Annotated in this window: 16 protein-coding genes; 8 read left to right on the top strand and 8 right to left on the bottom strand. The window is 42.3% G+C overall.

Annotated features, from left to right (window positions below; genetic code table 11):
* Nucleotides 1-43 precede the first annotated feature (43 nt).
* The 3 genes from Vsou_RS02310 to Vsou_RS02300 form a co-directional block, all read right to left on the bottom strand.
* Entirely contained in the window at nt 44-937 is an 894-nt protein-coding gene (locus Vsou_RS02310; protein WP_188602702.1) for an ATP-grasp domain-containing protein, read from the bottom strand.
* Nucleotides 938-1,015: 78 nt separating this feature from the next.
* Nucleotides 1,016-1,564, bottom strand: coding sequence for a hypothetical protein (locus Vsou_RS02305; RefSeq protein ID WP_188602701.1), 549 nt, complete (start codon nt 1,562-1,564; stop codon nt 1,016-1,018).
* Between the two features lie 16 nt (nt 1,565-1,580).
* Nucleotides 1,581-1,796, bottom strand: a complete 216-nt coding sequence (locus Vsou_RS02300) for a hypothetical protein (protein ID WP_188602700.1) — start codon at nt 1,794-1,796, stop codon at nt 1,581-1,583.
* A gap of 360 nt (nt 1,797-2,156) precedes the next feature.
* On the opposite strand from Vsou_RS02300, the gene Vsou_RS02295 reads away from it, so the two are divergent.
* From Vsou_RS02295 to Vsou_RS02285, 3 genes are read left to right on the top strand one after another with little or no spacing between them, the layout of a single operon-like run.
* The gene (locus Vsou_RS02295; protein WP_188602699.1) at nt 2,157-2,588 is read left to right on the top strand and encodes a hypothetical protein; all 432 of its coding nucleotides are present in this window, start codon (nt 2,157-2,159) and stop codon (nt 2,586-2,588) included.
* Nucleotides 2,589-2,641: 53 nt separating this feature from the next.
* Nucleotides 2,642-3,367, top strand: a complete 726-nt coding sequence (locus tag Vsou_RS02290; protein ID WP_188602698.1) for a hypothetical protein — start codon at nt 2,642-2,644, stop codon at nt 3,365-3,367.
* Nucleotides 3,367-4,254, top strand: coding sequence for a PfkB family carbohydrate kinase (locus Vsou_RS02285; RefSeq protein WP_188602697.1), 888 nt, complete (start codon nt 3,367-3,369; stop codon nt 4,252-4,254). Before Vsou_RS02290 ends, Vsou_RS02285 begins: the two co-directional genes overlap by 1 nt.
* Here Vsou_RS02285 and Vsou_RS02280 read toward each other — a convergent pair.
* On the bottom strand, nt 4,234-4,710 hold the full coding sequence (locus Vsou_RS02280; RefSeq protein WP_054844290.1) for a helix-turn-helix transcriptional regulator: 477 nt from the start codon (nt 4,708-4,710) through the stop codon (nt 4,234-4,236). The genes Vsou_RS02285 and Vsou_RS02280 overlap by 21 nt on opposite strands.
* 107 nt (nt 4,711-4,817) lie before the next feature.
* Nucleotides 4,818-5,528 (bottom strand): hypothetical protein, encoded by a 711-nt coding sequence (locus Vsou_RS02275; protein WP_188602695.1) that lies wholly within the window; start codon nt 5,526-5,528, stop codon nt 4,818-4,820.
* A 54-nt stretch (nt 5,529-5,582) separates the two neighbouring features.
* Here Vsou_RS02275 and Vsou_RS02270 point away from each other — a divergent pair, with 54 nt between their 5' ends.
* Both Vsou_RS02270 and Vsou_RS02265 read left to right on the top strand, forming a co-directional pair.
* Entirely contained in the window at nt 5,583-6,692 is a 1,110-nt protein-coding gene (locus Vsou_RS02270) for a M24 family metallopeptidase (RefSeq protein WP_188602694.1), read from the top strand.
* 83 nt (nt 6,693-6,775) lie between these two features.
* Nucleotides 6,776-7,054, top strand: coding sequence for a hypothetical protein (locus tag Vsou_RS02265; RefSeq protein ID WP_054844288.1), 279 nt, complete (start codon nt 6,776-6,778; stop codon nt 7,052-7,054).
* On the opposite strand, the gene Vsou_RS02260 is transcribed toward Vsou_RS02265, so the two are convergent.
* Nucleotides 7,007-8,710: an HD domain-containing protein gene (locus Vsou_RS02260; RefSeq protein WP_188602693.1), complete on the bottom strand. Its 1,704-nt coding sequence runs from the start codon at nt 8,708-8,710 to the stop codon at nt 7,007-7,009. The genes Vsou_RS02265 and Vsou_RS02260 overlap by 48 nt on opposite strands.
* A gap of 59 nt (nt 8,711-8,769) precedes the next feature.
* Between Vsou_RS02260 and Vsou_RS02255 the strand changes: the two genes are divergently transcribed.
* Complete coding sequence (locus Vsou_RS02255) at nt 8,770-9,948, top strand: NAD(P)/FAD-dependent oxidoreductase (protein ID WP_054844286.1); 1,179 nt, start codon at nt 8,770-8,772, stop codon at nt 9,946-9,948.
* Nucleotides 9,949-9,950: 2 nt separating this feature from the next.
* On the opposite strand, the gene Vsou_RS02250 is transcribed toward Vsou_RS02255, so the two are convergent.
* Nucleotides 9,951-11,075, bottom strand: coding sequence for a tyrosine--tRNA ligase (locus Vsou_RS02250; protein WP_188602692.1), 1,125 nt, complete (start codon nt 11,073-11,075; stop codon nt 9,951-9,953).
* Between the two features lie 51 nt (nt 11,076-11,126).
* On the opposite strand from Vsou_RS02250, the gene Vsou_RS02245 reads away from it, so the two are divergent.
* Both Vsou_RS02245 and Vsou_RS02240 read left to right on the top strand, forming a co-directional pair.
* The gene (locus tag Vsou_RS02245) at nt 11,127-11,591 is read left to right on the top strand and encodes a DUF371 domain-containing protein (protein ID WP_188602691.1); all 465 of its coding nucleotides are present in this window, start codon (nt 11,127-11,129) and stop codon (nt 11,589-11,591) included.
* Entirely contained in the window at nt 11,545-12,276 is a 732-nt protein-coding gene (locus Vsou_RS02240) for a diacylglycerol/polyprenol kinase family protein (RefSeq protein ID WP_188602690.1), read from the top strand. The genes Vsou_RS02245 and Vsou_RS02240 overlap by 47 nt, the downstream gene beginning before the upstream one ends.
* 64 nt (nt 12,277-12,340) lie before the next feature.
* Here Vsou_RS02240 and hemC read toward each other — a convergent pair whose 3' ends face one another.
* Nucleotides 12,341-13,255 (bottom strand): hydroxymethylbilane synthase, encoded by a 915-nt coding sequence (hemC, locus tag Vsou_RS02235; protein WP_188602851.1) that lies wholly within the window; start codon nt 13,253-13,255, stop codon nt 12,341-12,343.
* Between the last annotated feature and the right edge of the window lie 27 nt (nt 13,256-13,282).

Below are 13,282 nucleotides of genomic sequence, written 5' to 3'. Positions count from 1 at the left end.
CAGTAATTCAATAACAGTAAAATAAATCTTTACCCAGTTTAACTCACGCCTTTAATCTTCTCATCATTGATGAAATAAGCGCCTTCGCAGGATTCTTGCCAGTAACTGCGGTTAACTCGGCCCAATCTGGTGATCCATTCACCTCAAAGATTACATAACCATCCCTACTCTCACCTATGTCAACACCACCGTATACAAGGCCCAGGGCCTCCACAGACCTCACTGCTATTTCCATAACGGCCTTGTCAATGCCTATGCATGGCCTACCAATGGCTCCCTGAGCAACGTTTGTCTTCCACTGTCCATTTAACGCCACCCTTATCATACAGCCAAATACCTCGCCATCAATAACCATGACCCTTATATCCCGATTTGGCTTCTCGATATACTTCTGTAAATATATTGGCTTTTTGTAGGTGAGCAGTGTCTTCATTATTTGGAATGCTATATCAGCATCGCTGATCTTCACTGCACCGTATCCTCTGGAGCCCTGCAGGGGCTTTATTACTATGTTCTTCATGTTCTTTGCCATGTCATACGCATACAGTATGTCCTCAGTGCCTATTGTATCAGGTACGGGTAATCCCTTATCCCTTAGTATTACGGTTGTCTCAAGCTTATTTCTAGTCTTCAATAAACCCTCGAGTGGGTTTATGACTACGGTGCCTCCCTCCTCAATTAACTTAATTGTTATTGTCCTCCTGAAAAACGTCTCTACGTCTATAAGGACACCCAGGCTTCTGAGAAATGCGCCATCAACCTTGAATGGCTTGTCCCTGATTACGACTAGCGAGCCGTCCTTATTGACCTTGATTGATATTCGTGAAACCGGCACATACGTAGCATTCAACCCCAAGTCTCTTGCATAAATTACTAGGTCTCTACTCGGTCTATCTGGTATCGGTGAATCGCCTATTACAACGACTGTATTAGGCATACACCGTGCCCAACTTTAATTAATTTATAAACCTTTAACATTAATATGCACAATAATATTTTACCACTGCCTCAGGTCTCATGCTTGAGGTGGTGGACGTTGCCTCCTAATCCTACGTGGTGAGTACAACCTCCTCAGTTTATTAATCATAATTAGGGTTAATATCGTGAGTACCGTGGACACCAGCAACAATATCATTGATATAAACAGGGATAATGTGCCTGGGAACAACGGCCCAAACATGCCGGCGGACCCAACATAGTATTGGTAAACTACGTAAGTGCCTACTGATGATGCCAAGGCCACTATGAACAGAACAAGGCCTGTCATCACTATGGTTGACAAACCAGTGATCTCCCTCCTGTTTAGGCTGGCCCTAGCCATGTATACTATGAATCCCCCAATTACGGCCATTATGGAAGATAGGGTAACCAGACCAGTAACGACGTTTAGTTCAGGGAAAGTGAGAGTTTGAAAGTACTTAACGGCTATTGCCGGCGGTAGGTCATTGGATAGGAAGTCTGCGGCTATTATAATCATTATTACCGAGACTAGGGCTGCCACTGCGGATATGAACATGTACATGGAAGACCTCTCCATTAATCTTTGAGCATCACTCTGATGCATAACTGGGCACCTAAGGTTATTGCAAGTATACGTACTGCCTTATCTTAACCTTGCAATGTGGGCACGAAAGAGACCTTTCAACTAGCTTAACCCTATGCCTACTGTCCTCCCTAATCCACTCGCCATCAATGGCCATAACTGAGCCACAACTCGGGCACTTGCTTATGTAGGGGTTTAGGCTATAATGCGGTACTGATGATAACACGGTCCCTATGTCTCTTTGTGGTTCCATCTAGGTCATTTCACCAGTAAGTAACTGATTAATAAATGTTTAAGGATAATAGCCTACATAAGTGGGTGATTTATTAAAATACACCGCTCTACTATGGCTAATGGAATGAGCAGCAATAACCCGACCGAAATACCTGTTGAATTAAGACCTGTGCTTGAGATGACGTATGAAGGCAATACAGCGCACATAAAATGTAAATACGTAGACAGGGATGGGAAGGAATGCGGTGCCTTATTTTTTAATTTAAATGATGCAGTTCGGCACCTAATTACCCATGATAATAAGTATAGAAAGTTTCTCTCTCACCTGAGCAATGCATAATAATGCATTTAAATTCCAGGGGCTTATAGTGGTAATAATATGGTGAGGCAAGTATCACTGGATGAACTAATGAATATGGTTAATAATATCGAGAATTTCGAAGTCGTTGATTATCAAGATGATTCCATAGTGATTGATGAGGTAAGGGGCATAGTCAGGATCAAGGATGAGGAAGCAAAGAAGGAACTCGGTGAATTACGTAAGAGAAGCCCAAGGGGCAAACCAACGCCTAAGCAGCTATCAGTGACTGCAGATGCCGTTAGGAAACTTGTGGAGAATAGAGTCAAGTTTAAGGTGATCTTTGGTCCTAAGGAGGTTATTATCAGGTTTGATCTTGATCACTACGTTAGATTGAGCGCTAAGGACGTTAGGGCGATTGGTTTTTCTAATAGGGACGAGGGTGTTCTGGGCTTAATATCCAGTGTTCTCGAGAAGTATGGTCCATTAGTCCTCCTTAAAAGAATTAAGTAATACTTGTAAAAATTGAGTTTTAGGCTATTAAATATCACGGTGTATCCTAGACCGTGCCGCCCAGATTTCTGCTAACAAAGAGACACCCTGTACTACCGCTGAGACTGGATAATGGCAATCTATGCATAATGCACAGGGATAAGTACCTAGACTTTCTACTGCCCTGCGATATGGCAGGTAATTACATAGTCATAATTCCGTATCAAGGCTCCTACGTAGGTAACAAACCCGTAGAACCAGCTGTATGGAATGGTGTGTTGAATACCGAGGTCTATGCATTGTTAAGAGACGAACTTGCCCTCTATGAACTTAGTATTAAGGGTGGTAAGGCGTCCTATGTAAAGTACCGTGTTAATGAGGAATTCCTAAGGGGCATTAGCCTTTCTGGTGATGCCGTAAATGATGTTCTAGGCGTGATCAATACGGTATTAACGAGTTACATAAAGTCGAGTTTTATGATATACACAGCCTACTTAAGGCTCGTGGTTAATAATGGTATTAGGTTCACTGGGTATAGGGAATATGTTAGGGGCAGGATTAAGATTTATAGCAGGGATGGACTAGTAATTATTAAGGAGGGTAGCGGCAATGAGGTTAGGCTATCCTTAATCTCCACATTGGAGGGTCTTGATCAATTCACGAGCGTTATAATGTCATTAATAAGATCATCTAGAGTCATAAACGATGTGAGGCTAGGCCGGATAGGGCATTCCGTGAGAACAATACTCGATGTCTTCATCCCCAATAATTTAATAACCCTAGGTGGTAAGGGTGGGTGATGCTCGGTATCGTGGGGCACGCCGCCATTGACATAATAAAAAGAGGCGCGGTACTAAGGAAATCCCCTGGAGGCGCTCCGACCTATTGCTCATTTTATTTAAGGCAACTAGGTGTTGACTTGCTGCCAATATCTGTGGTAGGTAGGGACTTTAGTGAGTACATTATGGAATACGCCAGGAGAAATATTCCGGTTGATAGGATCTGCGTTTCTGATGGCTGTGGCACAACGTCATATGAAATAACATACTATAATGACAGTAGCAGAAAATTAAGGCTATTATCTAGGTGTAGGGATTTTGTGCTTGATGATTTAAGGAATTTGCCTGGCGTTGTTGTGGTTAATCCAATAGCCCGTGAGGTAAGCCTGGAGGTGCTTGAATATATAAGGAGCAATACCGAGTTTGTGGGTGTTGACATACAGGGCTTCATTAGGGTATTTAATAAGGATAACTATGTAAGTACTGCAGCTAACACGGATGCCTTAACCAAGATAATTAAAGTTTCTGATGTAATTAAGATGAGCATTGATGATCTACAAATGCCGGATGTAAATATCCTTGTGAACTCTTTGGCAAGGCAATTCCCAAGTAAGGCAATAATATTATCAATGGGTGCCCGTGGTTCGTTAATGCTACACAACGGTCATAAGTTCCAGGTCTCAACGGACAGCGTGGTCCACGTTAGAGACCCAACCGGTGCTGGGGACGTATTGACTTGCATGATCACGCACATGCTTAGTAGCGGTGAGGACCCATTATGGTCTTTTATTTACTCGAATGCAACCGCTGTGGCTAAGACAATGGGTGATGGCCCCTACGGTACCATAAGTAGGGCTCAGATTAATGAAATAGCTGATGTCCTTGCTTCACGAATTATTAAGTCTTGATCTACTAATTAAGTCACTTACGTAGTCCATGTCGGTTATCTGCACGTAACTGTACTTACTAACCCTCCTGACCGTTACTAATCCCTTATCATGCAATCTCCTAATGATCCTAGAAACCGTACTCTTTGGAAGCCCTAATTCCCTGGCTATCTCAGCTTGGTACGTTTCACCACCCTTAGATAACAGGAACGAGAGGACGCTTATCTCATCTTCATTTACAGCATCACTCAATTCGCTCATGGCCTTATTACTTGTAACTGCCTTGCTTGCTGTTTCATCAAACTCCAACTGGCTCACTGATGTTCTTGAGGTTGCGACTCTTACATTATCCCGCTCCTTTTCTATGGGTTTTTTCGATTCCCTAAACACTTGGTATATGAATGAGGATAGTATGGCTATTTGGATTAAAGCTATGGAAACCATTATGTAGTAATTGTATAAATTCATTAAAACCATACTGATCACGGCGCATCATAACTTATTTATAAGTTACACTACACTTGGAATGGGGTAGTATTACGATAAAGCAGTACTCCGGTATCGTCTCGCCCATCTACGCATGCCTATGAACAAGACTTCTCCGTTTCATTGATCATGCCATCGATCTTTAGGGCTATTAATGTTAATATGCCGAGACTTGGGAACTCACCGGTTAAATGCGCTATGCCTAGATCATCATAGATTATTGATACATTAAATCCCTTATTACTTAGTGTGTTCACCATGCATCTTAATGCTGTTATCGCCCTAATCAAGACATCTACCCTTACCTTACCCAGTTCAAGTTGTCTCTGCTCAAGTTCTACGTTGACCCTTATTATACCAGCCTTAGTGTCATAAACCTTAAACATGCTTGCCAAGGACCCGCTTAGATCGAGTATCCAGCCCCTAGACACTAGGTCATAATTAATTTCTGACCTTAAAAGCGGATTGCTTGAGTAGCTTATTAATTCGATTATTAGTGATATCAATGAATCAACGTACATCGTTATTGACTGCATATCATCAAACAATTCCACCTCAGGGTTTGGGTATATCATAACCACCTTGCCATCTTGGACGTAGTCTATCGTGAACTTAAAATGAGGCGTTAATATGGTGAGTAGGGACACCTCGGTCTCATTGGCTGGCTTTATTGATATAAACCTCAACTTATACTTATTGAGTACCTTATCAAAAACGGCCCTAACCTCTATGGACTTCCCAAGTACTGAGTACCTGTGCACGTACGTAGTCATCAATGCATCCTCAGTCTCCACACTCCAGCCCATCATTAGTAATGAATAAAGAAAAGCAATTTAAAAATGTATAACTTTTAAAACAGGTTCGTGGGGTTAATTAAGAACCGCACTAAGAAAACAATCGAACTCTTTGACGAACTAAGCCTAGACATATTAATAATACTTAATGAACCAAACCTTGAATATCTCACGGGTATTGATAGTGGTTTGATGCTCATAATAAATAGATCATTAGATACTACACTAATAGTTCCAAGGCTAGACCTACAAAGGGTCCGTAGTATCGTTGATAATGAAACAACCCTCATTGGGTACTCAACAATTGAGGTTCCGCGAAGAATACCTGGAGAGAACCTATTTGTTTCAAAGAACCTTGGTGATTATCTACTCAGGGAGGTTGGTCTTAGGCCCACCAATATTATTGGTGTTGATAATATAGACTCGCCAATTGTTAAGGAACTAAACTCTGCAGGCATTAGGGTAATCAATGTTAATAACTATATACTAAGGCTTAGGGAAATTAAGGACGAGAGCGAGATTAGTATGATTGAGGAAGCCACTAGAATAACCGAGGAGTCCCTCGATAATGTATTAAGGGAGGGACTTGAGGGTAAAAGGGAAAGTGATGTTGCAGCAATGCTTTACTACGGAATGATCAGTAGGGGCGCTGAGGATGTTGCATTTAGGCCCATAGTGGCCTCAGGCCCTAATGGCGCATATCCTCACCATGTATTTACCAGTAGGACCATAGGTAGAAATGAACTTGTTACGATCGATGTAGGCGCCAGGTACCATCTTTATTGTACTGACATGACTAGAACAATTGCGGTGGGGACGATAAGTAAGGAGTTAAGAGACATGGCGATGGCTGTTCTTGAGGCACATAGGAAGGCATCTAGTCACGTTAAACCTGGTGTCAAGGCTAAGGACATAGACTTGGTTGCGAGAGAAGTTCTTTCTGAGTATGGTTATGATAAGTATTACATACATAGTACTGGTCATGGCGTTGGTATCGAAGTCCATGAAAGACCCGCCATAAGTCCCTCTAGTGATGAGGAGTTGAGACCCTACGAGGTAGTAACGATTGAACCCGGAGTGTACATTAATGGAATTGGTGGTGTTAGGATTGAGGACACTTTATTAATTACTGAATCAGGCTCGAGACCAATAAGTAAATACCCAACTGAGTTGTTCTGAGTCAGTAAACCGAAAGTTTTTACATATTCTGGGGCTATTTTTTAATCATTAATTTAATTAAGGAAATATCATTATTTTTATTGATGACCTCACGTGGCGTATTCAGCTTAATGGTTCTCAAGATGATGGTAGCAAGGGAGCTACATAGACTTGGGTATGTGAATACGAGGGACTTCCCAAGCCTGCTTACAAAAATATCGCAATATATGGATAACTCCAGTAACTCTATTGAACCAAGTGATATGATTTACCTACTTGATATTATAATGGTAAATGGAGATAAGATGACCCTAAGCGATGAGGGCATTCACTACCTAAGGATGCTTGAAATACTTACTAATGATGCTTCCAAGTTCCAATAGCGTCTCATGCATAACCATCAAGACCAGGCTCTTAATGGCTTCTAGCGTACTATCCATGTTAATACCAATGCAATTATTCTCTAGCTTAGTTATGTCAATAAATATAAAGACGTGTGGGGATTTCCTCCAGGCAATCGCGACTGAGCTTGCCAACGGCGATAATTCATTTATATTGACCAACTTATTACCATGTATAATGTTTAGTCTAGTCTCTGGCTCGAACGTCCTGGATCCGATTAGAACCATAGATTCAAGTTCATCATTTGCCAAGTCACTAATGCACTTATTCGAGAAATTACGTAGTTTCTCCCTTAACTTTCTGTAAAAGACTTGGAGAACTTCATCCCTGCTTTCGCCCTTGCTCAGTAGTAATGGGAATGCATCATTTACGAGATCTAGGTTAATTCCCTGTTTGTTAATGAGATCTATGAAGTCGAAGTCCCTCTTCCATAGAGCCTTGTAAACGGTGTTCCTGGTTATGAGGGGATCTAGGTACTTAGACACACCAGGTATTTTACCAATTAGGTATTGTCTGTTCCTTAGCAGTATTGATAGGAAGTAATCATCTGTTATGTACATGATATCGTAATCCCTCAAAAGCCCTGTGGAGAAATGGTAGATCTTACATAAGTAATCCTTAAACTCGTCATTAAGTATATCATAATTCCGTAATAATGTACCAAGTAGGTTCCTGGCCAACGTGTTAAACAAAACAACCTTGTGGTGTAGATATACATGCTTATATATGTTGTATCGTGCTATTATGAACCCCTCTAGGTTAGCCCTAGCCTTCTCGTCAAAGGCCAGGGTATACTCATCATTATTATTAACAATCCTCATGTTATCAAATATCCTTTCAATGTCCCCAATACTAATCACGGAACCTATGCTTGCGCCAGTTAGGTACGAGTCCCTGAGTATGTACTCAATTCTATCTGCATCAAGGTTTCCAGAAACCAGGCTCCTGAGCACATTGAAAAGCCTTGATTCATTGATCAATGAGTTGAGGAATTTCCCATCTTCATAGTCAATAATGTCCAGGTAATGTGGTATAACCCCCATAATCTTCCCTATGATATCTGCATGAAGCAATGCCTTAACTATCCTCAGGTCAATACTTGGCAATACCTCCTTTAACGTACTCCTAAACTCATCGTTATTCGCGAGTATGAAGTACGTTGCTACTTCATGCTCCTTGAAGGGCATCCTGAATACCGTGCCCCTGGATGCTTCACGGGAGTCCTCGCTACAATTCCTTATTAACGGCTCAATGCCTTGGCCGAAGGTACCCTCAAGTACGTGTGAAAAGGGTAAATGCCCAAGGTCATGTAACAGTGCCGCTATCCTCACGTGAAGTATCAATTCATCCTCTGTGTCGAGACCCAGGGACTTACCCAGGGCAAGTAGTAGTTCACGAATGTTACTCATCCTCATTATTCTCTCGAACATTAATGTAGCTATTTGTAACGTACCCAGTGAGTGCTCAAACCTACTGTGGTGCGCCGAGGGATATACCATATAGGCTAATCCAAGTTGATGTATATGCCTTAGTCTCTGTACGTATTTACATGCATCAATGAACCTTGCCTCTTCATTGGTTAATCTTATCCAACCAAATGCTGGATCTGCAATGGCCTTCGTGTAGCTTAATGTCATTCAAAACACTAATGACTAAAACATATATATTAACCTACTGATCAATAGCACTAAGTTTAATGAGAGAGAGCGACGTGGCAATAATTGGTGCAGGACCAAGTGGTCTTTACTTAGCGCGTGAATTAAGTAAGATAATGAATGTGGTGATTTTCGAGGAGGATAAGGAATTGGGGTTGCCGCCTCACTGTACGGGTCTCGTCAATGCCGACTCACTGAAGGTACTTAATATATCGCCACCAATCATAAATTCCTACCGATATGTCCGAATCACGGACCTAGAGGGCAACAGCATTACGTTTGATTTCAAGAGAAAAGCTGTTGCTATGCTTGACAGACCAGGTCTTGAGAATTACTTAGCTGATGAACTTGGTAGCGCATCATTGGCATTAGGTGAGAGGGTCCTTGACGTTCGGAGAGGAACCGTCAGGACTAAGACTAGGGAAACCACGTATGATTTAGTAGCTATTGCCGAGGGCTCCGGTATGTCCTTAACTAAGAACTTGATACCTTGGAAACCAACCTATGTTTATGGCGTCCAAACCGATACCACGTCACACGAATCAAACGCCTTAATGCCTAGGGACGTTGATGAAGTGGTAGTTGTATTTGATAGGAGGTTGAGCAATCATTTCTTTGCCTGGATAGTTCCCAGGGATAATCATGAACTTAGGATTGGAATCGCTGATGATGCAAATACATGGGTTAAGTTCATTGGGTTACTAAAAATTATTGGTGCAAGGTATTACAAGCCATTTGGTGGTAAGGTGATAATTGGTGGATCGCCTAATGACGTAACCACCAATAACGTTGCAGTTATAGGTGATGCTGCTGGCTTTGTAAAGCCAACAACAGGTGGCGGTATAATAATGGGAATGCTAAGTGCGAAGTTACTTGCCGAGAGCATATATAGCGCCGTTAAGGTGGGACTGCAAGTAAGTGATGCATTAAGTATCTACAACATGGTATTTAGAAAATTCATTAGGCGTAAGATAAGGGCCTTGGGCGGCGCATCAAGTACCCTTCATCTAATGATGAATAGTAGCTTAAGCGAGGTAATGCGTAGCATGAATGCGGTTAATGTCGATACTTACGATTATGACAATCACGTTGATGCCATACTAAGGACCGCCATGAAAAGGCCTTGGGCCTTTGCTAAAGTTGTGTTTTCAATTATAGGTGAACTATCGTTGGTAGAACCAAATCGTATTAGTGAATTAATTAGAGAAGTGCTGGGTTAGTTTCACCTGGTTATTCTCATTATGTTGTTCATTTCCTCTATTAACTTGGCGCCTTGCCCCTCCTGGAACCACTTGATTATCGGCTCCAGGTATTTAACGACTTCATTAGCCACTGCATTCTTTAAATCCAGTGGGTGTATCTTACCATCTGCATATGCCCTCACCAACTCATCGAATGACCAGAACTCCAGGTAGCCACCGCCATATTGCCGTGGCCTTTCTATTGTGAACGGCTTGTCCCTACTTTCCCTGAACGAGAATAAATGCGCCAATTCTATTACTGGGTTCATGCTGACCTCCCTGGGTGGGCAATAGGCCTTGAGTATTTTTTGTCGTATGGAATCCACGTTGTCGTGGAGAAATATCGCCGTGTCAGGTAATGATTTGCTCATTTTCATTTCACTCAATTCTTCCTTGGACTCCTTACCAGTGATGTTTAGCGCGGGTATTAAACCATGGAATAGGGCTATTGGCTTTACCTTCTCATTATTAAGCATCAATGGATGGAACCTAACCTTCAGTGCAACTTCCCTGGCCAGTACATACGCCTTTCTCTGGTCTATACCACCATGGGCAATGTGCGAGCCGATAACAAAGACATCAGCAACCTGTAGTAATGGATATACAAGCCATGACATTGGTATTGACTCACCCATCTTCCTACCAAGTATTGTCAAGCTATGCCTAATATCGGCTAGGTTAGTCATCCTGGCTAGGTCGAGTATTAGGTACCAGTACTCATCGTTGTTATGATAAAGGTCACTAGCCATGTAGAACTTCACGGAATCCGGATCACCACCAAGCAACTCTATGGCCTTTCTAAAGGTCTCTACATAGTACCTGTTAGCGACTTTCCTTATCAGCTCAAGATCACCGCCCAGCTTGTTATTAAGCCATGAGTGTATGTCAGCGAGCATTATTGAGACCTCAACACCGGCCTTCTGTAGATCAACAACCTTTGACAGACTGACAATGCCCGTACCAATGTGTATATAGCCACTTATTTCAAAACCTATGTAGTGCTTCAACTTAAGACCTGTCTCTAGGTACTGCCTTAGCTCATCAATTGTGAGTACCTCCTCCGTTGGGTACCTGGTTATTAGCGCCAACTTATCCTCAATATCCATTGTTATTACCACTAAAGTTAAGATAATTAAGCTTTATTGAGCTTAAAAACCGTGGTCAGGATCATTATTGATAAGGTGCAGGCATGGGGACACATCAACGTCAGAGCCGGCCACAGGAGAACAATTGAGGTAACCAAAGATGATTACCTAACACCCCGGGGAGACTGCATAGTGGGTATCAAGGCCGATAGGGGTTTGGTTGATATAAATCCTGAATTGAAGGATATCATTAGGAGAGATAATGCAGTGGTGATCGTTGTGTTCATAGTCGATGAATACCTTGACTTGGTCATCGGCATGGGTTCCTCGAAACTCACTTTAGGTAGCAGGAGCAAAATGATAATTAGGAGGAGCGCTTATACCGATGACTCAACACTAATGATAAAGGCTAATAAGGCAGCCATAGATCTTGATAGGAAACTCATAGATAGATTGAAAAGGGGTGCACCACTTACAATGTACATTGTAGGTGTTGATCTTGAGCAGGTTGGAGCGACTAAGGGCAATGGCACTTAGGAAGTTAATACACGTGGTATTGTCGGTATTTCTAATAATACCGTTTATAATGAATTTAGGCATTTATGGGATATCAACAACCCTCTACTTCACATTAATAACTCTGATAGTTTCTGTGATTTATGTAATACAGGTTAAGAGACCCATAATAACAATAATGTTATTGGATGCATTAACAAGTGCCAGAAGATCCATACTGCAACAGATCACGAAGTCACCAATAAGCTCCGCAATACCATTGGACACGCTGGATGATAGTTTAATGAAGCTCGAGAAGACCGTTAAGGAACTACTTGATAGCGTGGAGAGAGATTACGAGAGAAGAGGTGGGTATTTAGGAATCCTGATGGGGGCCATTGGTGTATTAATAAGTCAATTACTGACCGGTAACTACGTAATCTACGGTATAATATCAGTAATAATCTACGACACGATGAGCGCTCTTGGCGGTACACTCCTCGGGAGGGTTAAATTACCCTTTAGTAACGCCACTATGGAGGGCGCACTCGTAGGCATGGCATCATTAGCAATAGTGCTTTTTATACTCACGAACCAACTGATCGGGCCACTTGCGATCACCGTGGTTGCAGCACTGGCGGAGGCATATGGAATGGAGGACAACCTAGCAATACCAGTGACAACCTCCCTAATCGCACTGGTCCTTAAATTACCAATAATTGTCTAGGAAAACTCATTCAATTGCAGGCTTTAGTGTAGAGAGATGTACCGTAACCCACTGATTATTATCGCTAGGTTTCGTTCCATTGCTCCAATAATTCATGGGCAGCATTAACACCCAGTTCCTCTGGGTTATCTGGCGATCCCACCAGCTTTATTATTCTTCTTCTATTACCATTTACATCCGCAATGCCGGCAATGAATCCCAAGCGGCCATTACTGTACATGGCAATGCCACCGACTGGTACATGACAACCACCGCCAATGGCCCTAAGGAATGCCCTTTCTGCTAATGCTTCAATCCTCGCCTTAGGATCGCTGGCTCTCCTGAGAACATCCACTATGTCCGTATCCCTCTCACGCGCTATAACCGCTATTATACCTTGACCGGGCGCCGGCGGTAGTACATCAAGCGGTATACGGGTGTACCTCACGTGAAAATCACTCAAGTCCTTAATTAACCTCACAAGACCGGCTTCGGCAAGTACCACAGCATCATACTCACCCTTGATTAATTTACTTATTCGTGTATCCACATTACCCCTAATCACGTCATATACCACATCACTTCTCACACTAAATAGGAATGCCCTACGCCTAATGCTTGATGTACCTATCCTGGCACCACTTGGTAACGCCATTAAATCATCCACATACTCATCCCTAACAACCAACACGTCATACGGCGAATCCCTGGATGAAAAACCAGCTATTACTAGACCAGGGTTAATCTCACTGGGCAGATCCTTGAGACTATGCACAGCTATATCTGCCTCATTCCTTAGCAATGCCATGTTAACCTCCTTCTCGAAAATACCCTTGACTCCAATTGCATATAATGGCTTGTCCTGAATGACGTCCCCTGTTGTTTTTGTTATTTTTATCTCAAATTGAACACTAGGTTCAATTCTCCTTATCATGTTCATGACAATCCCAGTCTGGATCAGTGACAACCTACTCCCCCTTGTGGCTATTCTAATCCTCATTGCCAAACTAAAAATAAAGAAGACCTG

The organism is Vulcanisaeta souniana JCM 11219 (genome assembly GCF_026000775.1).
GTDB classification, from domain to species: Archaea; Thermoproteota; Thermoprotei; order Thermoproteales; family Thermocladiaceae; genus Vulcanisaeta; species Vulcanisaeta souniana.
This window is presented reverse-complemented; position numbering and strand designations above follow the sequence as displayed.